Annotated in this window: 19 protein-coding genes, 1 tRNA gene, 1 pseudogene and 1 riboswitch; of the genes and pseudogenes, 16 read left to right on the top strand and 5 right to left on the bottom strand. The window is 39.4% G+C overall.

The genetic code is table 11. The annotated features are described in order from the left end of the window. Window positions 1-108: 108 nt before the first annotated feature. A complete protein-coding gene (locus OZX63_RS07800) occupies window positions 109-531 on the bottom strand; it encodes an Hsp20/alpha crystallin family protein (RefSeq protein WP_277142930.1) in 423 nt (140 codons plus the stop codon). Window positions 532-739: 208 nt separating this feature from the next. Here OZX63_RS07800 and greA point away from each other — a divergent pair, with 208 nt between their 5' ends. The 4 genes from greA to OZX63_RS07780 all read left to right on the top strand — a co-directional run bounded on the left by greA (window position 740) and on the right by OZX63_RS07780 (window position 3,789). Then, window positions 740-1,201: a transcription elongation factor GreA gene (gene greA, locus OZX63_RS07795; RefSeq protein WP_277142928.1), complete on the top strand. Its 462-nt coding sequence runs from the start codon at window positions 740-742 to the stop codon at window positions 1,199-1,201. 174 nt (window positions 1,202-1,375) lie between these two features. After that, window positions 1,376-2,689: a Y-family DNA polymerase gene (locus OZX63_RS07790; RefSeq protein WP_277142926.1), complete on the top strand. Its 1,314-nt coding sequence runs from the start codon at window positions 1,376-1,378 to the stop codon at window positions 2,687-2,689. Continuing rightward, window positions 2,682-3,053 carry a hypothetical protein gene (locus OZX63_RS07785; RefSeq protein WP_277142924.1) on the top strand — a complete coding sequence of 124 codons (372 nt, stop codon included), beginning with the start codon at window positions 2,682-2,684 and terminating at the stop codon, window positions 3,051-3,053. The genes OZX63_RS07790 and OZX63_RS07785 overlap by 8 nt, the downstream gene beginning before the upstream one ends. A gap of 73 nt (window positions 3,054-3,126) precedes the next feature. Then, the gene (locus OZX63_RS07780) at window positions 3,127-3,789 is read left to right on the top strand and encodes a CPBP family intramembrane glutamic endopeptidase (protein WP_277142922.1); all 663 of its coding nucleotides are present in this window, start codon (window positions 3,127-3,129) and stop codon (window positions 3,787-3,789) included. A 44-nt stretch (window positions 3,790-3,833) separates the two neighbouring features. Here OZX63_RS07780 and OZX63_RS07775 read toward each other — a convergent pair. Next, a tRNA-Gly gene (locus OZX63_RS07775) sits at window positions 3,834-3,904 on the bottom strand. A gap of 226 nt (window positions 3,905-4,130) precedes the next feature. On the opposite strand from OZX63_RS07775, the gene OZX63_RS07770 reads away from it, so the two are divergent. Beyond that, window positions 4,131-4,286, top strand: coding sequence for a hypothetical protein (locus OZX63_RS07770; protein ID WP_277142921.1), 156 nt, complete (start codon window positions 4,131-4,133; stop codon window positions 4,284-4,286). Window positions 4,287-4,600: 314 nt separating this feature from the next. Next, window positions 4,601-4,756 (top strand): hypothetical protein, encoded by a 156-nt coding sequence (locus OZX63_RS07765; protein WP_277142919.1) that lies wholly within the window; start codon window positions 4,601-4,603, stop codon window positions 4,754-4,756. Window positions 4,757-5,525: 769 nt separating this feature from the next. Here OZX63_RS07765 and OZX63_RS07760 read toward each other — a convergent pair. From OZX63_RS07760 to OZX63_RS07750, 3 genes and pseudogenes are all read right to left on the bottom strand, one after another. Beyond that, complete coding sequence (locus tag OZX63_RS07760; RefSeq protein ID WP_277142917.1) at window positions 5,526-6,515, bottom strand: helveticin J family class III bacteriocin; 990 nt, start codon at window positions 6,513-6,515, stop codon at window positions 5,526-5,528. Window positions 6,516-6,634: 119 nt separating this feature from the next. Continuing rightward, on the bottom strand, window positions 6,635-7,906 hold the full coding sequence (locus OZX63_RS07755; RefSeq protein WP_277142915.1) for an SLAP domain-containing protein: 1,272 nt from the start codon (window positions 7,904-7,906) through the stop codon (window positions 6,635-6,637). A gap of 161 nt (window positions 7,907-8,067) precedes the next feature. Then, window positions 8,068-8,670 (bottom strand): annotated as a pseudogene (locus OZX63_RS07750) (SOS response-associated peptidase family protein). A 98-nt stretch (window positions 8,671-8,768) separates the two neighbouring features. Here OZX63_RS07750 and trpS point away from each other — a divergent pair. From trpS to rsmA, 10 genes are all read left to right on the top strand, one after another. Continuing rightward, entirely contained in the window at window positions 8,769-9,791 is a 1,023-nt protein-coding gene (gene trpS / locus OZX63_RS07745) for a tryptophan--tRNA ligase (protein WP_277142913.1), read from the top strand. Between the two features lie 5 nt (window positions 9,792-9,796). Continuing rightward, window positions 9,797-10,276, top strand: a complete 480-nt coding sequence (locus OZX63_RS07740) for a deaminase (protein WP_277142912.1) — start codon at window positions 9,797-9,799, stop codon at window positions 10,274-10,276. Then, a complete protein-coding gene (locus tag OZX63_RS07735; protein ID WP_277145112.1) occupies window positions 10,233-10,874 on the top strand; it encodes a TPM domain-containing protein in 642 nt (213 codons plus the stop codon). The genes OZX63_RS07740 and OZX63_RS07735 overlap by 44 nt, the downstream gene beginning before the upstream one ends. Before the next feature lie 113 nt (window positions 10,875-10,987). Next, window positions 10,988-11,151, top strand: a riboswitch (M-box (ykoK) riboswitch). A gap of 94 nt (window positions 11,152-11,245) precedes the next feature. Continuing rightward, window positions 11,246-13,936, top strand: coding sequence for a magnesium-translocating P-type ATPase (gene mgtA, locus OZX63_RS07730; RefSeq protein ID WP_277142910.1), 2,691 nt, complete (start codon window positions 11,246-11,248; stop codon window positions 13,934-13,936). A gap of 134 nt (window positions 13,937-14,070) precedes the next feature. After that, on the top strand, window positions 14,071-14,730 hold the full coding sequence (locus OZX63_RS07725) for an ABC transporter ATP-binding protein (protein WP_277142908.1): 660 nt from the start codon (window positions 14,071-14,073) through the stop codon (window positions 14,728-14,730). Beyond that, a complete protein-coding gene (locus OZX63_RS07720) occupies window positions 14,727-15,479 on the top strand; it encodes a hypothetical protein (protein ID WP_277142906.1) in 753 nt (250 codons plus the stop codon). The genes OZX63_RS07725 and OZX63_RS07720 overlap by 4 nt, the downstream gene beginning before the upstream one ends. 193 nt (window positions 15,480-15,672) lie before the next feature. Further along, window positions 15,673-17,649: a methionine--tRNA ligase gene (gene metG, locus OZX63_RS07715; protein WP_277142904.1), complete on the top strand. Its 1,977-nt coding sequence runs from the start codon at window positions 15,673-15,675 to the stop codon at window positions 17,647-17,649. After that, window positions 17,649-18,416, top strand: a complete 768-nt coding sequence (locus OZX63_RS07710; protein WP_277142902.1) for a TatD family hydrolase — start codon at window positions 17,649-17,651, stop codon at window positions 18,414-18,416. Before metG ends, OZX63_RS07710 begins: the two co-directional genes overlap by 1 nt. Next, entirely contained in the window at window positions 18,403-18,969 is a 567-nt protein-coding gene (rnmV, locus tag OZX63_RS07705; protein WP_277142900.1) for a ribonuclease M5, read from the top strand. Before OZX63_RS07710 ends, rnmV begins: the two co-directional genes overlap by 14 nt. Then, entirely contained in the window at window positions 18,962-19,849 is an 888-nt protein-coding gene (gene rsmA, locus OZX63_RS07700; protein ID WP_277142898.1) for a 16S rRNA (adenine(1518)-N(6)/adenine(1519)-N(6))-dimethyltransferase RsmA, read from the top strand. Before rnmV ends, rsmA begins: the two co-directional genes overlap by 8 nt. The last annotated feature ends 66 nt before the right edge of the window (window positions 19,850-19,915 follow it).

The raw sequence follows: 19,915 nt of genomic DNA, 5'->3' as shown, positions 1-19,915 counted from the left end.
AATAAATATTTTAGGGCAAAAGAAAAACGAGTTCAATAGCTGAACTCGTTTTAGAGAATTACTTGTATTGGCAACTTATCTGAGACTTCTTGCAAGTATAATAATAAGTTAATCGATTGAAATCGAGTTATCATTGCTGCCAGCATTTTGCTTTGGCAGGGTGATAGTCAATACACCTTTATCATACTTTGCATGAATCTCACTTGCAACTACATTTGGTAATCTAAAGCTACGAGAAATGTGTCCTTCGCTTCTTTCGCGGTGGATAATGCTGTCATCTTTAGACAAATCTTTGAATGATTTTCTAGAGCCGGATACGCTCAAAATCCCGTTACTGTAGTTTAAATTAATCTTTTCCTTGTCCATACCGGGCATGTCAACTTTAACAACATAGTTCTTGTCGTTTTCAGCAACATCAGCCTGCATTAATTTTGCCATTTCGTTATCATCAAAAAATTTCTGTGGAAGGTCAAACCAATCATTCATTGCGTCAAATAAGTTATTGTGACGATTCGTTAAATCTTGTGCCATAGTAAAAACTTCCTTTCAAAAATTAAATTATTGGTAAAGAAGACTTTCATTTCTTCCTTACACTGATTATTATAGTAGGCAGATTTGAAAAATGGAAATATTTAGCACTCTTAATTTTAGAGTGCTAAATTTAAGAAAGAAAGCTTGCTATGACTAGCTATTTTGCTTGTGGATAATTTTAAATCAAAAAACTAGAGGAGTAATATTTGTGGTTTATTATCAAAAAATGACACCGGAAGGCTACCAAAAAATTAAGGATGAAATTGCTGATTTAAAAAAGGATCGCCCCCGCAGAATTAAGATTTTGCAGGAGGCACGCAGTCTAGGTGATTTATCCGAAAATACCGAATACACGGAGGCCAAACGCGACCTGGGGCACTTGCAAAGCAGGTTGCGTTACTTGGATAAGCAATTAAAGTATGCCGAAATTGTGGAAAAGACCGATAATGGCAAGGTTGACTTAGGAAAAAAAGTGACATTAAAGTTTGCTGGTGATGATGAAACCGAAGAATACCGCATCGTTGGTCGCATGGAAGCTAACTTAGACGAGGGTAAAGTGGCATTTGACTCGCCGCTAGGTCAGGCAATTATGAAGCAATCGGTAAATACAACGGTAACTGTGGCAGCTCCAGCAGGGGAATACCAAGTAACAATCATGGCTATTAAATAAGAAGACACAATCTGAATTTTTTCGGATTGTGTCTTTTGCGTTAAGTTTAGAAATATAAGAATGTTGAACAAAAAACGTTAATTACTCCGCACTTGTTCTTGATTGTTCGAACAAAAGTTCGTATAATAGTTTTAATTAATAGCGAACAAATGTTTGCAATAAGGAAGTGTCACTATGTATGATTATTGCTATGAGCCACATCGCGTAATTTTTATGATTGATAACAAGTCGTTCTTTGCTAGTTGCGAGGCGATCCGGCTAGGTCTTAATCCGATGAAGGCTGTTTTAGCAGTTTTGTCGCACCAACCAGATACTAAATTTGGTTCGGGCCTAATTATGGCAGCGTCACCGTTGGCTAAGAAAAAATACGGTTTAACTAATGTGATGCGTGCGCGTGATTTGCCATCTAAAAAGCAGGCGCCAGATTTAATGCTAGTCGAGCCGCACATGAACCTCTATATCAAGCGCAGTATGCAGGTCTTGCAGATTTTTCGTAAGTACGCGGCAGAGGAGGACATTCACGTTTATTCAATCGACGAAAGCATGATTGACATGACTAAATCATGGCACTTATTTGGTGATGACCCGTACCTTGTTGCCCGCAAAATTCAGCAAGAAATCCGTCAAACTTTGGGACTGTATACAACTTGCGGAATTGGTGAAAATCCCTTGCTGGCAAAGTTAGCGATGGATATTGCCGCTAAGCACCGGCGCTCAATGATTGCGGCGTGGCATTATATTGATGTGCCGGATACAATTTGGCAAATTCCTAATCTTGAAGATGTTTGGGGAATTGGCAAACGAACGGCGAAGCGATTGCGGCGGTTGCAGATTAATAATATGTATGATTTGGCTCACACTGATCCCGCGATTTTGACTAAAGAATTTGGCGTGATTGGGGAGCAGCTATTTGCCATGAGTTGGGGCGTTGACCGTAGTATTATCAGCGACAAATTTGTCCCCAAAATGAAGCACTACGGCAATTCACAGGTTTTAATGCGGGATTACACGGACCAACAAGAGATTGAAATTGTCCTGCGTGAAATCGGTGAACAAGTGGCAGCGCGGATTCGGGCGCACCAGTTGCAGGCGGGGTGTGTCAATTTGGCAGTTGGCTTCAACCAGTATGAGCAAGAGGGCCAGCGGAAAGGCTTTAGTGTTCAACAGAAGATTACCCCAACTAACGATAACGACTTGCTAGTCGCAGAATTAGTGGCACTTTTTCGTAAAAATTGGCATGGCGAGACCGTTCGAACTTTGGGCGTTAATTATAGTCAGCTAGTGCCTGATACTAGTCAGCAGCTGACTTTCTTTATGCAGCCAGAGCGCCAGATTAAAAAGCGTAATTTTATCATGACAGTTGATAAAATTCGCCAAAAGTATGGCTTTACTAGTTTAGTTAAGGCCTCAAGCTTATTAAAAGGGGCAACAGCAATTCAGCGGAGCAACCTTGTGGGCGGACATAACGGCGGGAATGCTTATGAGTGATTTTGATAAGATTGTGCAGGATTTTTTCAAAAATTATCAGGACCGCGGGATGAAAAAATGGACCGGCTTTTTCCTAAGTGACCATACAATGATGATAAATAAGGACCGCGATAAACGCAGCGTTCGGCACCCATGTAAGAGAACGCTGACTCAAGAGGAAATAGGTAGCAGGCTGCTAGAGGCTTACAGTAATCATCAGCTGGTGCGTGTGCAAGTCAAGATAGTCGATGAAAATGATCGTATGCCTGCGGATATTGTTGGCTTCGTGAGTGGCTATTATGAAGATAAAATTATTATTGCTAATCAAAGTGTTGCTTTAGCCGACATTAATAATATAGAATTAAAATGGAAAAATTTAATTTGAAATTTCATAAAACTGTCTTTTTTTGCTATAATATGGGACTTGTAGGGTACACAAATGGATAGAGGTAATTTTTGTGAATACACCAGCATCAAGAGAGGGCAACTTATTCCGCTATATTGTTTACTTCATCGGCTATTTAATGGCTGCTGGCACGGTTAAGTTAGTTACTATAAATTCACCAATTCGTATATGGGATTTAATTTTATTTGCATTAATTTCTCTAATGGTTTTGCTGTTTTTCATTTATCGTTTCAATCGTGAGCAACGCTTCTTTGATCGCAGTCTGTCAGGATCATGGCTTGGCAATTTTGGCATGATTATTGGCCTAACCTTAGTAGTAACGGCGTTGCGCATCGTTGTTTCCTGGTTGCAGGCCTATGGCAAGGTTAAGCTGTATGGCTTTCAAACAATGTATTTACGCCATGAGTCAGTCGCAATGTATTGGTTTTTGGTTGTGGCTTTAGGAATTGTGCTACCGATTTTGCAGGAATTTTTAATTACTGGATTTTTATTCAATTATGCGTTCAGGCGTAATACAATGCTAACAGCAATTTTAGGAATTGCGGCCTCGGGTATTTTGTTCAGTGCGCTGAATTGGCAAACGACGGTGCCACTCTTAGTGATTAATGCAATCTTTGGCGCATTGTTTGCGTGGTCCTACCTCTATACCCAGACGTTGTGGATGCCGATTTACTTAGCGGTAGTCAACGGGATCATTTTGATGGTAATGATATAAAAATAAAAAAGGCAATGATTGAAAAATCATTGCCTTTTTAGTTAAGCGGATAGCGTGAATCGAACCCGCATCTTCAGCTTGGGAAGCTAACGTTTTACCATTAAACTATACCCGCGTTACTAAAATAGTTTATCATGTTTTGCTAATAATGCCAAGCTAAATTTTGATAGATAGAGATTTATTTTTCCATAAATAATGTACGATAATATTAGCTTGTTTGCTATAATATTTAAGACGTAGAAAGTTAAAAGACGGTTTACTACCTGTGCATGAAAGGACTGATGCCTATGAGCATGAGTGGATTCATACTCCAATCTATTGTAAGAAAGGAGGACAGGTAGTTGGAAATCATTTTAGCCTTAGTGGTAATTTTTGCTATTAGTTTAGTAGGATTAGCATTTAAGTTAGCTGAAATGAAGCAGTACCAGCTGCTGGCGGTAGTGATAATAAATCTCTTGCCACTAGTAGTTGAACTGCTAAGAAGTTTGCTCAAATAATTTTGGGCAAACAAATACCGTCTTGCTCTATCTAGGAAAAAGACGGTATGTAAAACATATTTTTCTCAGGTAGTAAACCACTTTTAGTGGAACTACGTCAAGGAGTTGTGTTGGCGCACAGCTCCTTTTTTATTACAAAAATAGTTTAACACGAAAATAGAAAATTATAAAGACAAGCGATAAACCAGTTTGTTATAATCATTAAGACGTAGAAAAGTTAAAAGACGGTTTACTACCTGTGAGTGAAAGGACTGATGCCTATGAGCATGAGTGGATTCATACTCCAATCGATTAAAAGAAAGGAGGGCAGGTAGTTGGAAATCATTTTAGCACTAATGCTACTTCTTGCTATCAGTTTAGTGGGATTAGCATTTAAGTTAGCTGAAATGAAGCAGTACCAACTGCTGGCGGTAGTGATAATAAATCTCTTGCCACTAGTAGTTGAACTGCTAAGAAGTTTGCTCAATTAATTTTGAGCAAACAAATACCGTCTTGCTCTATCTAGGAAAAGACGGTTTGTAAACTGTTTCTTCAAGGTAGTAAACCACTTTTAGTGGTACTACGTCAAGAGAGCTGTGTTGGAGCATAGCTCTCTTTTTATTACAAAAATAGTTTAACATGAAAATGGAAAATTATAAAGAAGATAAGTATTTAAATTATTTGCAGTAAAGTAGTACCAGCTACTAATGGTAGTGATAATAAAATCTATTACTACTGGTAATTGAATTGTTAATAAGTTTGCTCAATTAATTTTGGACAAGCAAAAAAGCGATCCATAGGGATCGCTCAGCTGGCTTGCAAGTGGTCAAACTTGCATGTACGTATTGCTTCGTATAGGACGATGCAACATTCATCTAGAGTAAGTGTACCACGAAAATAATTTTTGGTGAAATAATACCGCACGCCTTGCGCGCATCCTGAGAAGTCCAGTCAGCTTCTCGTAAAGAAGGTGATTATCGTGTAGGATATGCTAACATTCATCATGTTTTACCTTGTCTTAACAAAGACGGAGCAGATATTAAGTGACATTATTGTCATTCGTGATAAGTTGCTCAAGTAAAACAGCAAAGACAGCTCGGGTTTTCCTAGGCTGTTTTTGTCTAAAAAATAAAATTGGTCTAATTGTGAAATTGAAAAAAGTTAAAAAATAAAAAGCCCGTTAAATTGGGCCTTTTTGAATGCTATACGGTTTGCAATTCACAAACTATTTTTAGTGGGCAGCTATTGCTCTTTTTATATTTACCATTGAATTTCGTAAATTAGATTATTTAACGTTTTCCATGAGCCTTCTTTATTATATCCATGGTATGCCACTGTTAAATAAACATGATTTTCTCCAATAACTTGTATACTTTCGAATTCAGTTGCGTAACCTTTGTATTCGATTTCGGAATTTCCATTCAAGTTAAGGTCTTTCCATTCATCCAGTTGTTTTTCAGTTTTTCCCCATGGAATTTTATAAATATGACGTGTTTTTGAATTTCCACCTTTGTCCGGATGTAATTCACTAGAAATATAAATGTTTTTATTTTCGTCAATATCATAGCCTTGAATTGAACCTACGATATTTTTAGCCAAACCTTGTACTTCAAAGCTTGAAATACAAGGTAATGTTTTAATATCAACGTTCTTTTTTCCATTATGATCTAAGGCCGTATTGATATCATCAAGGTAATACAATGAAAAGTATCCGTTATTATAAAGATCAGTAGTAGCAACTAAAAAATAAGTATAATCTGGTGAAACTGCAGCTTCTGAACGTTTCAAATTAATACTGTAGTTGCCGGCATTGGCAAGATTAGATAATCGTGGTAGTTCAGTGTTGGTAGTATATGTTGTTGCAACCGATGGTACTTTTACTCTGGCAATTTGGGTGGCCCAATTAATTCCATCATGATTAAGAGTATCTGTGAGTTTGCCTTTAGTACCAATAAACCATTCTCCTGTACCTTGTCTACCTGCAAATTCCCAAGTTTGACTGTGACCTCCAGCTAAACCTTTCATGTTTAACAAAGATGGACCATAGTTAATTGGTTTTGTAGCTGAAGAATTTCTTGCAGCTCTAAGCACAGAATTAAGTTCAACACCATTTTTATTATGTAATTGCATAGCGTAAACATAGCTATTAGTAATATTCCCTTTTTGAACGACGTTTTGATAAACGCCTTTGCTTCCTCCAGTTGTTAAATTAGCAGCTAAAGAAATTTTTGAATTTGTAATTGTGTCCATTTTATTTCCTCTAAATATATCTGTAGAAAATTAAATGTCATTAGAATTATTTAGACTAAAAAAGGAACGTTAATTTTCGATATTAGCGTTCCTTTATATATTTTTGAAATAATACTATATCAATAATTAGCAGGATATGCATCAATATGTAAGTCAATTGATGTTTTATCTGCGTTTTTAAGTTGATCTTGGGCTCTGTTTAGCAGCCAAGTAGCTTCTTCAACCTCAGTAATGCTTGCTGTTGTTGAAGAAGTGACATCTTTGGCCATTTTTAAAGCTCTATCATATTGAACTTTATAGGTATTTACGAAGTCTTCATTTTTATAGTTAGAACTAGCTGTAATTGCTTTTTCTTGATCGATCAACTTTTGTAAGCCTTGTTTGTCACTAGCAGTGGCAATTTTAGCGTCAGTTTTAGCTTCTTCAGGAGTATTGATTGGCGTTAATTGTGGGCCTGAAATATATTTAACGTTTGCAGCTTTGATATAGAAAAGATTGTTTTCAAGTGCGTTGGCTACGCTTAATGTATCGTTACTATTATCGTTTGCTAAACGATAGAATAATTCAGCTTTGTTGTCTTGAGTATCCCAAATATAAACGGACACTATTACTTGTTTGTAATCAACTAGGTCTTTGTTTATAGTTATAGTTTTTTGGTTAGGATCAGGGTTTAAAATGCTTTTGATACTATAGGCAGGTGTAGCTTGCGTAAATTGAATAAAAGTACCTTTTGTTTTGGTTGCCAATCTTTGTCGAGGCTGTCCTTTGACTAACCTTGCCACAATACTAGTGCTATCAGTGTTGGCAACATGATAAAAATTAGAGAATCCATTACCAGCAGTATCAGAAAAGATATAATCTACTTTTAACTTCATACCGTTTTTGATTTTGATTTTATTATCTCCTGCTCCGATACTGAAATTTTTTGCTGCAGATCCTGATATTTTAACAGTAACAGTAGCATTTGCTACATAAAGTGGTTGACCGTTAATTTCATTTACATTGGCTGCATTAATGTAACCACCATGACCAATGCTGTAATAATATTTGCCCTTAATTTTTTTATAAGGTAACCATGATTGATTGTAGTTGTCATCATTTAATAGATAGTATTGCTTGCTGTCTTTTTCGATAGGCTGGATCGCTCCGGTATATTTAACACTTGTACCTTTGTGTAAGTGAGTGTTAGACCAACTGCCACGATATTTTGTTAGCCGCTTACCCTTTTTATTATAGACATAAGCACCGTGAATTAATTTTAGAGTGCTATTGTTGGATGTTGTTGCTGCAGCAACGGGTGTGGATTTGAGTCGCTGTGATACTGGGAATCCAGCTCCTAAAGTCAAAATACCAGCAATAGAGCTAAAAAGGATTTTTTTGTTTAATTTCATATATATCACCGCATAATAGAAATAATAATTACAGCCATTATACTTCAGTAGCGAACTAAGTTTAAGTAATATCTATTCTTGTTTTTTGAACATATGTTTGTATAATAAAAGAACATTAGCTTTTCTATTTGAGTTAATGTTCTTTTTATTTCTTTCCGCGGTTACTTTCTCTGCGGCATTTTCTTAACTGCTAACGGCAGCTGACTGCGATCAATCAGGCTAGTAAAATTTTGAAATAGCCAACGGCGCAATTCTGCTGCGGTAATTATTAACGGCATCCGGTCATGAATTGGTGCCATGTCAGCGTTGGGCTTAGTTGTTACCATTGAAAAATGGTCGCCTTGATAAATACCAGCAATCAAAGTTAAAGGTGCATTGGGGTCGCGAAAACCATAGCGTTCATGATAAGTGTGACCATTAACTGCATAAGTTTGATGTCCGGATTCCCAGAATTGCTTGGTGATGATAATGCACCGTGATTTGGCAAAAGATGAATCTCACATCGACGGTTTATTTTCAAAAAAGCGTTCAACGCGAGCGTTAAAAATCACTTTTTTATTGTCAACTGGACTAGGATAACCCCAAGATTTAGGCACTAATTGTAATTGGTTATTTTGGTAGAGCAAGACGGGTGCGTCTTCTTTAGGAAAGACCGCTTGATTTTGCGGGAGGTTAGCCGCGGGCTTGCTCAACGGTAAGTTAAGGTCGGCTACTAAATATTTTTTGATTTCTGCCAAGTTAGGCAATTGGAATTGATTACACATTTTTCCTCTAGGTTTAATCATTGCTTGATTTTTGGTAAAATCAAGTATAACGATTATATTAAATAAGATTTTAATTTTTAAAGAAGGCCAAAAAACAGATGGATAAGAAAATTATTTTAACAGGTGACCGCCCAACTGGAAAGCTCCACATTGGACACTACATTGGCTCGTTGAAGAACCGGGTAATGCTTCAAAATTCGGGTGAGTATCAACCATTTATTATGATTGCCGACACGCAAGCTTTGACTGACAATGCGCGCAATCCCGAAAAAATCCGCAACAGCCTCATTCAAGTAGCACTAGACTACCTAGCTGTTGGCATTGATCCAGAGATTTCCACGATTTTTGTGCAGTCACAAATTTCGGCATTGTTTGAGTTAACTGCTTACTACATGGACTTGGTAACTGTTAGCCGGCTCGAACGTAATCCAACTGTTAAAACCGAAATTAAGCAAAAAGGCTTTAACGATTCAATTCCAGTTGGCTTTTTGAACTATCCGGTTTCACAAGCAGCTGACATTACTGCCTTTAAAGCAGCACTTGTTCCCGCTGGTGACGATCAGGAACCAATGATTGAGCAAGCTCGGGAAATCGTGCGTACCTTTAACCGTGTGTACAATTGTGATGTCCTAGTTGAGCCTAAGGGCTACTTCCCAGAAGGTGGCAGCGGTCGGTTGCCGGGTCTTGACGGCAATGCCAAGATGTCCAAGTCATTAAACAATGCCATTTACTTGTCGGACGATGCAGAGACAGTGCAAAAGAAGGTTATGTCAATGTACACCGATCCAGATCACGTTCACGTTGAGGATCCGGGTAAGATTGAGGGCAACACTGTTTTCACATATCTTGATATTTTTGATCCTGATAAGGATAAGGTAGCGCAATTGAAGGCAGATTACCAAAAAGGTGGTCTGGGTGATGTCAAAATTAAGCGTTACTTAAACAAAGTTTTAGAAGCAGAATTAGCACCAATTCGTGAGCGGCGAGCAAAATTTGCCCAAGATGAAGATGCTGTTTATGAAATGTTAATTGAGGGCTCGAAGAAGGCTAATGCAGTTGCTAACGAGACATTACGACAAGTCCGGGATGCAATTGGCTTAAATTACTTTGACAAGAGGTAAACACAATGCGTGATCGAATTCCGTGGAAACAATATTTTATGATGCAGGCCTTAGTTATTGCTCAGCGTTCAACGTGTGATCGGGCGCTTGTTGGCAATGTGCTAGTTAAAGATAACCGTATTATTGGAACCGGTTATAATGGCTCTGTGACTGGCGCGCCACATTGCGATGATGTTGGCCACCAACTAGTTGATGGGCATTGCGTGCGGACAATTCATTCAGAGATGAATTCACTAATTCAATGTGCTAGAAATGGTGTCTCAACGGACAACACGGAAATCTACGTCACGCATTTTCCTTGTTATAATTGTGCTAAATCCTTAGTTCAGGCTGGAGTTAAAAAAATCAACTATTATTTTGATTATCATGATAATCCACTGGCAATTGCACTATTCAAAGATTGTGGGGTTCCCTATGAGCAAATTAAAATCGACCGCAAGTATGTGGAACAATTGGCGCATAAACTGGAAGACGCTGAAAACTAAGCTGACATTAATTACCGTTTTAATTGGACTTTTTTGTACATTAACCGGTTTTTCAAATGCGAATATTCAGGATAATAGTCATGTTTTAAATCATGCGACTAAAGCATTAATTACTGCTAAAAATGACCGTTATTGGCAAACTGGTGAGCAGCCGCAAATTGTGGTTCGCACACTTAACCGAATTGATGGTCTAACACCTAAAAATTTGGCCAAATCGAAGCGGACGGTTTTTATCATTGTTGGTACTAAGGGTAAAAAGCGCAATGTGCAGATCTTTTCGAGTAAAGACTTGCACGCGGCCTTTACGGCGGATACGCGCGGTAATATTATCCGGTCACAATCGGACCAATTGCGCAGCAATAACAAGACCGAGTTTAACAAGGGATTGCGCTTTGTTTTTCGCGCTTGTGCAACCACGATTGACCAGCAATATCAATATTCCTTTGACAAGTATGACCTAACTAATGATGAGCGCTCGCAGATTGCTCACCCTCATCGTTTGGCGCTACCGATTGCTTTGGCGTTAGTCATTGTAGTTGCTGGGTTATACTACTTTTTCCGGCATAATTTGCAACCTAAAAATCGAATGCAAAAGTAGCCAATGATTAATATATTAGGCAACATTATCCTACTTTTTATAAATAATTTAGACTAAATTAGTTGACTTGATCCACGGTTATGGATTACACTCACTATGTAAATTCAATAAAACAAATAAACTGTTAGGTGAGACTCCTACGTGAACACACGCTATCGCCCAGAAACATCCAGAGATGCCAACGGGTTAAATAGGTGTCGTCGATTTAAGGCGAGATCCAGATAGCTAGCATGTGCTTACGTCACGTAGTGTTAAAACTGAACGACGAGTATATTATGATATATGATACCTTGTTTAAAAGAAGGTCGCCTGCAGCTTTTGCATGCGGCTTTTTTAGTTTGTTTGAGATTTTTAAATAAGGAGTGGTAAGGATGCTGAGAAAACCTAATAACCAGGCTGAAAGCAAAGACTTGCAGCGGGTTAAAGCAATTGCCAAGGAGACACGTGCCGAAACGTTGGCACGGCTCCACGCGAGCAGTAACGGGCTATCTGGTAAGCAGGCTGATAAAAATCGTGAGGAATATGGATCGAATCAGATCGCCTCAAACAAACACGATTCTAAGCTGCGCTTTTTGGCCGAGGCGTTTATTACACCGTTTACCTTGGTTCTGTTAGTTCTAGCAACGTTGTCGCTGTTTACTGACTATATTTTTGTTCCGGCTGGACAGAAAGATTTAAGTACAGTGTTAATTATGGTGACAATGGTTTTGATATCTGGGATTACCAGTTTTATCCAGAACATTAAGTCGTCTAATGCCGTTAATTCGCTGCTAAAGATGGTATCAGTTACTACCGATGTTATCCGTGATGGTAAGGACCAAGAAATTCCGACTGACCAAGTGGTTATCGGTGATGTCATTCGGCTTGGAGCAGGGGACTTGGTGCCTGCTGACATGCGTCTGCTTTCAAGTAAGGACCTCTTTTGCTCGTCAAGTTCGCTCAACGGTGAGTCAAGCCCTGTGGAAAAGATTGCCACTAAGAGACCCGGTGTAGGTAGAGACCGCGATTATCTTGATTATCCCAATGTTTTATATGAGGGGACAACGATTGTTTCCGGTGCTGGCCTTGGCGTCGTCTTTGCGACGGGTTCACACACTATGTTTGGCAAGTTGGCTCATGACATTGCCAGAAGTGACGTCAAGAATACATCCTTTGACGTTGGCATTAAAAATATTTCGAAATTATTAATTACCATGACCGCGATTATTGCGCCGCTAGTGCTTATCATTAACGGCTTGACCAAGGGCAACTGGATTGATGCCTTAATCTTCGCGATTGCAACGGCTGTGGGCCTGACCCCAGAAATGTTGCCGGTTATTGTGACGACTAACTTGGTCAAGGGTTCAGTTGAAATGTCCAAGCACGGCACAATTGTTAAAAAGATGAATTCAATTCAAAACTTTGGCTCGGCTGATATACTGTGTACCGACAAGACAGGGACGTTAACGCAGGACAAGGTCGTTTTGGAACGACACTATGATTTAAACTTGCGGGAAACACCTAAAATTTTGGAGCTGGGTTACCTCAATTCTTATTACCAAACAGGGATGAAAAATCTGATTGACAAGGCAATAATTGAGGCGGCTGGTGACGAGCTGGACGTTAACGAAATTCAGCGTGATTATAACAAGATTGATGAAATTCCGTTTGACTTTTCTAGACGGCGCATGAGTGTTGTGGTTGAAAATTCCGACCGTGAACACGGTGAGCACCTCTTGGTAACCAAGGGTGCTGCAGAAGAAATGATTGCTGTTTCTAACCGCGTCGAAGTTGACGGGCAGATTTTGGCATTAACACCTGAGCGTAAGCAAAAGGTCATGGCCAAGATTGATAACATGAATGATGACGGTCTGCGGGTAATTATGCTGGGGTATAAGCCTAATCCTGCACCAGTTGGTGAGTTTTCCACTAAAGATGAAAGCAACTTGATTTTGTGTGGCTTTTTAGCCTTCCTTGATCCACCAAAGGAAAGTGCCAAAAATGCTTTAGCCAAGCTAAAGAATGATGGGATTAATGTCAAAATCCTAACGGGCGACAATGAAGCTGTCACAAGAACGGTTGGTCTGCAAGTTGGGTTAAACGTTGATAATGTGTATTCTGGTGCTGATTTAGATGGCAAGAGTCCTGAAGAATTGGCTAAGATGGTTGAAGAATGCAATATATTTGTTAAGTTGTCACCAGAGGACAAGACGAAGATTATTAATTTGCTCAAGCAAAATGGGCATACAGTTGGCTACATGGGTGACGGCATTAACGATGCTCCCGCAATGAAGGCCGCTGATGTTTCGATTTCTGTTGATACCGCGGTTGATATTGCTAAGGAGTCAGCTGACATTATTTTGCTGCACAAGGATTTGAATGTGCTGGAAAAGGGCGTCAGAATTGGTCGTAAGGTCTTTGGTAACACGATGAAATATATCAAGATTACCTTGTCTTCGAACTTTGGTAACATTTTATCGATTTTAGTTGCTTCATCGTTCTTACCATTCTTGCCGATGTTGCCGCTGCAGTTGTTAATTCTGGACTTACTGTATGGTACTAGTTGCTTGTCACTACCGTTTGATACAATGTCGGATGAATATTTGAAGCAGCCGCGAACTTGGTCAACTAAGAAATTGCCGAAGTTTATGTTTTACTTTGGTCCGACCTCATCGGTCTTTGACATTGTGACGTTTGCATTGCTGTACTTCATAATTTGTCCGCGACTTGTTGGCGGCAGCTATACCGCGCTTTCACCAGCTCAACAAGTTGCCTTTGTGGCCCTGTTTCATACTGGCTGGTTTATTGAGTCGCTGTGGACACAGGAAATGGTTATTCACGCCTTGCGTGATCGCCACTTGCCATTCATTCAGCAGCACGCAACTTATGCAGTCATCTTGGCAACCTTTGGCGCAGGGATCATCGGTACTCTATTGCCATTCTCCGTTGTTGCCGATGCACTCAAGTTTGGTCCAATGCCACTTAGCTACATGTGGGTCATTTTGGGAATTTTGATTCTCTATATTTTATTGACGACAATCGTCAAGCACTTCTATTTAAAAGGTGAAAAATTCTTAATTTAACTATTAATGCTAAAAAGGCGACTTAGGTTTTTATCTAAGTCGCCTTTTTTGGTAATTTGCTTTCTATTTGTAATGGTGTTACAACATAATAGTACAGTAAAACTGATGCATTATTATATTAGAAAGGAAGCAATATGAAGCTAAGTAACTTAACTGTTAAATATGGTAAGCATATTTCTTTAAATAATTTAAGTATCCAACTTACTAATAATGGCAAAATTGTCGGTATTCTTGGTGAAAATGGTGCCGGCAAAACGACGCTGATTAATGTAATAATAGGCAGACTAAACCGCTTTAAAGGAACAAGAACAGTTAATGAAAGTATTGCCTATATGCCTGATAGATTTTTCCTTTATGAAAACTTGCGGATTAAACAGGCAATAAAGTTATTTAAGCAGTTTTATCCTGATTTTGATGAAAAGCGTGCTCTGAAAATTCTTGAGCATTTTAACCTTAATCCTAATATGAAAATTCACGATGGTTCTAAGGGGAATCACGAGGAGATTCATTTAGCATTGATTTTATCGAGAAATACGGATTTTTATGTGATGGATGAACCATTATCGGCAATTGATCCAATTAATCGGGCTGCTTTTATTGAAGCGATTGAAAATTATCGCCGAAAAGACAGTACAGTTTTAATCGTTACGCACTTGTTGCGAGATTTGGGTAGCATGTTTGACGAAGTAATCTTGATGAGAAATGGGCAGTTGCTTTTGCAAGATACGAAGAAAAATATCTTAACTAAATATAGCAGCCTTGAAGAAGCTTACTTTGAGGAGGTAGGAAGATGAGAGAATATCTTGGTATCAGATTGAAGAGGATGCTGCCGCTGTTTCTTGTTCCCATAGGGGTCGAAATTATCTTTGGCCTAATTAGATTAGCTAAACCTCATAGTGCAATGATCGCGGAAGTTCATGACTTGTGGTATGCCGCGGCTGCCGCCGTTATTTTGTTTGTCACAACCTACCAGTTAATTAAAATTTATTACCTAGGAAGTGATGAACTGATAAATATTTTGCCGTTCGCAAATGAATTATTAACCTTGATTGAGTTAGTGATGTACTCGATATTAACAACGATTTTCGGTGCAGTTTTTCAAGAAGTAAACAATTATCATTCGGGTGTTAAAGTTGCCATTGGCCAGTATGCACTTAGTAAATTTCTATCATTATTAAGCTTTTATATAGTGCTGTTTGCCTTTGCTATGATTTTTAAGAACATCAGAAAAAATGCGATTGGCGAATCTCTAATATTAATTGCTACCATTTTAGTGATTGCACTTGTAATTGCGCTTTTCTGGCAGATTGAAAAAAGCCAGATAGTTCACTTTATGATCGGAATTTCTTCACCGGATGCGCAAATTCGTGTAGTCTATTTGAATATTCTGCCATATAGCTTTTATGACCAGACTGCTGCTGCGGCACAACGCCTAGTTAAGATGGGGTATCTGATAAATGGCATTAGTACAGTTATATCAGGATTGGTTGTTGTTTTATGGCAGAGAATAGTTAAGTTGAATTATCTTAATTTGGTAGATTAATTTTAGAAGAAAAAAGTCCAGAATCTCTGGACTTTTTTAGTATAATCAATAGGAAGGTAATTTTAAAAGGTATTTTAATTATTACTGAAATAAAAATGAGATTATACCATAAAAATCCTCATAATACGATTTTCAAGCTATCTTAGTGTAGTATAATGAACTGAAAACAAATAAATCTTAAGGAGAAACAAATATGGCTGACAAAAAAACTTTTTATGTTACAACCCCAATCTATTATCCATCCGGCCGTTTAACGATCGGTAATGCATACACAACAATCGCTGCTGACACGATGGCCCGCTACAAGCGTAGTCAAGGCTACGATACCTTCTTTTTAACTGGGACTGATGAGCACGGTTTGAAGATTGAACAAAAGGCTGAAAAACAAGGCATCAAGCCGCAAGAGTTCGTGGACAAGATGGTGGTCATGTATAAAAAGTTGTGGAAGAGTCTTGACATTTCTTACGACAAATTTATTCGGACAACTGATGAAGAACACGTTAAGAGTGTACAAAAGATTTTTGAAAAACTCTTAAAACAAGGCGACATCTATCTTGGTGAATACGTTGGTTGGTACTCAGTTGAAGATGAGGAATACTTTACCGAATCACAATTAGCTGAGGTTTATAAGGACGATGCCGGCAACGTAGTTGGTGGTAAAGCACCATCAGGCCACGAAGTACAACTGGTTAAGGAACCATCATACTTCTTTAAGATGAGCAAGTATGCTGACCGTTTGCAACAATATTACAAGGACCATCCTGACTTTATCTTGCCTCATTCCCGGGAAAAGGAAATGGTTAATAACTTCTTGAAGCCAGGACTAGAAGACCTATCAGTTACGCGGACGACAGTTTCTTGGGGTATCCCTGTTCCAAGTGATCCTAAACACGTGGTTTATGTTTGGATTGATGCACTGTCAAACTATATTACGGCTTTAGGTTATGGCTCTGACGATGATTCCTTATTTAAGAAGTATTGGCCAGCCGACGTTCATTTGGTTGGTAAGGAAATTGTCCGCTTCCACACAATTTACTGGCCAATTATGTTGATGGCATTAGGTTTGCCGCTGCCAAAACATGTTATTGGTCATGGCTGGGTCCTGATGAAGGACGGCAAGATGTCCAAGTCTAAGGGTAATGCCGTTTATCCAGAATCAATTACTAGCCGTTATGGTGTTGACGCTTTGCGTTACTACCTGATGCGTGCTTTGCCATTTGGTTCAGACGGTGTCTTCACGCCAGAAGACTTCGTGGAACGCGTAAATTATGATTTGGCTAATGATTTGGGCAACCTGCTTAACAGAACGGTGTCAATGATTAACCAATATCAAGATGGCAATGTTGCGCCAGTTGCTGCAACCCAGAATGAATTGGGCAAGCAACTAGCTGCTGCTGCAGAAGAAACAATTGCAGATTACAAGCAAAACATGGATAAACTTTACTTCACGCAAGCAATTGAAGGCATTTGGAAGTTTATTGGCCGTGCTAACAAGTATATTGATGAGACAACCCCTTGGGCTTTGAACAAGGAAGGCAAGAAGGAAGAATTGTCCTTAGTAATGTCCAACTTGGCTGAAAGTTTGCGGATTGTTGCTTTATTAATTGCTCCAATTATGACCAGAACACCAGTAGAAATGTTTAAACAACTTGGTTTAGACTGGGAAAATGCTGACCAAAAGAAACTAGCCTTTGGCGACTACGCTTGGGGCGTTAAGGTAACTGAAAAGCCAACCCCAATATACCCACGTCTAAAGCCAGAAGAAGAAGTTAAGTACATTAAGGATGAGATGGCTAAGGCTAAGCCAAAGAAGCAAAGCCGTAGTGAACAAGGCAAAGACCCAGACATTACCATTGATGATTTTGACAAAGTTAAAATCCAGGTTGGTAAGATTTTGTCAGTTGAGCCAGTTCAAGGATCAAGTAAGTTATTGAAATTCCAACTTGACTTTGGTAACGGTGATGAACGTCAAATCTTGAGTGGCATCCGCAAGTATTATCCAAATGCTAGTGAATTACTTGACCGTAAAGTATTAGCTGTAACTAACTTGAAGCCACGTAAGATGGTTGGCCAATTGAGTCAAGGCATGCTTTTATCCAGTGAGAAGAATGGCGAAGTTAAATTGGCCTTAGTTGGCGATGAACATGAAGTCGGGGCTCAATTAGGTTAATGGAATTAATTGATAACCATACCCACTTACAGGATGAACCTTTTCGGGGTAAGGAAGAATTTTACATTGACCGTGCCAAGCAACTAGGCGTTACGAAGATGATTTGTGCGGGACAAGACCCAGACTTTAATAAGCGGGCGATAGATCTTAGTCAGCGTTTTGATAATGTCTATGCGATGGTCGGTTATTGTCCTGATGTGGCTAAGGATTACAATCAGCAGGCTGAAGACTTGTTAATTGAGCAGCTGCAGATACCCGGTGTGGTCGCAATGGGCGAGATTGGTCTTGACTACTATTGGGATGAATCGCCGCGTGATGTGCAAAAAAGAGTATTGGCACGTCAGATTGAAGTGGCCCATGAATTGCATTTGCCAGTTGATATTCATACGCGCGATGCGTTTAGTGATTGCTATGATATTTTGAAAAGTAGCAATCTGGAATATGGTGCGATTTTGCACAGCTTTAACGGGGATGTTTCGTGGTTAAAGAAGTTCATGAAGCTAAATGTTTGTTTTTCTTACTCTGGTGTAGTTTCCTTTACTAAGGCAACCGAAGTCCACGAGTCCGCAAGGCAAACACCGCTCGACAGACTGCTAATCGAGACGGATGCGCCGTTTTTGACGCCGAAACCGTATCGCGGCAGACAAAATGAGCCGGGGAATGTTTATTATGTGGCTCAGGCAATTGCTGAACTGAAAAATATTCCAATAGAAGAGGTTGCTGCGGCAACTTACGCAAATACTGTGAGAGTTTATGGTCTTAACTAAAAAACAATTTAACGCAGTTGTGGTCGTTGAGGGAAAAGACGACACAATTAGGCTAAAGCAATTTTTCCCAGGCATTGAAACGATTGAAACCAACGGTTCAGATGTGCCGCAAGCGGTTTTAACAGAGCTAAAGGAATTAATTAAAAAGCGGGATGTCATCGTCTTGACCGACCCCGATTTAAACGGTGAACGCATTCGCCGGTTAGTAACAGAAGCAATTCCTACTGCCAAGCAGGCATTCATCACCCGTAAGGAAGGGGTTCCGCAAAAGCGGGGCAACTCATTAGGGGTTGAGCATGCATCTAAAGAAGCATTAACGCGTGCGTTAAGTGATCTTCATGAAGCTAAACTTGAGCAGAGCGATTTGACTAAAGAAGCCTACCAGCAATTGGGCTTAGCTAGTGGCCAGGGTTCGCGTAAATTGCGTGAACAAGTTGGGATTAAGTTGAGCGTAGGTTATGGTAATGCCAAACAATTTTATAAAAGGCTGCATACTTTTGGAATAACACTTGCGGCATTAACTGCGGCTGTTAAGGAGGCAAAAGATGAATAATGAGATTCCTATTGGCTCGCCGATAAGGACGCAGGCAATAATTAACCGCTACTTTGTTAAAGCCAAGAAAAACTTGGGGCAAAACTTTTTGGTTGATTTGAATGCAATCCAAGGGATTGTGCAGGCTGCGCAAATTCAGCCAGGTGATCAGGTCATTGAAATTGGTCCAGGGATTGGGTCGCTGACCGAGCAGCTGCTTTATGCTGGTGCTAAGGTGTTTGCTTATGAAGTTGACGATGATCTGCCGGAAATTTTAAACAATGAATTGCCAAGGCAAATTGACGGTGTTCCAATTAAGGAACGCTTTGAGTTAATGATGAAGGACATTCTGCAGGCCGATTTTAAAAATGATTTAGCTGATTTCTTTGATTTAACCAAGCCAGTTAAGGTTGTTGCTAACTTGCCTTATTACATCACGACGCCGATTATTTTCTTCTTGAATGAATCTGAGCTGAACTTTGCTAGTCTGACATTAATGATGCAAAAGGAAGTGGCGGATCGCTTGAGTGCGCAACCGGGGTCAAAAGTCTATGGTCCGCTCTCAATTGCGGTGCAAATTGAGATGAATGTGGATGAGGCACTAACTGTCAAGAGCAACTCGTTTATTCCACGGCCAAAAGTTGACTCAAGTGTCGTGGTCTTGACGCCGCTAAAACAAAAGCCGAATGTTGGGGATGCCAAGCACTTTAATTGGGTAGTCAAGATGTGCTTTGCCCAACGTCGTAAAACTTTGAATAACAACTTGAAGAACCTAATTCCAGATGCGGATGAGCGAGCAGAGCTGATTGCTTCTCTTGGAGTTGATCCGAGAATTCGGCCAGAGCAGCTTTCAATTAGCCAGTTCGCACAAATAGCAGCGGTAATTAAACAAGTGCACTAATTCAATTTTGTTCGGTAATTATGAAAAGTAATTGAAATAATTGTCACAATGTGGTAAAATACCGAA

The organism is Lactobacillus sp. ESL0700, assembly GCF_029392095.1.
Classification (GTDB): Bacteria; Bacillota; Bacilli; order Lactobacillales; family Lactobacillaceae; genus Lactobacillus.
This window is presented reverse-complemented; position numbering and strand designations above follow the sequence as displayed.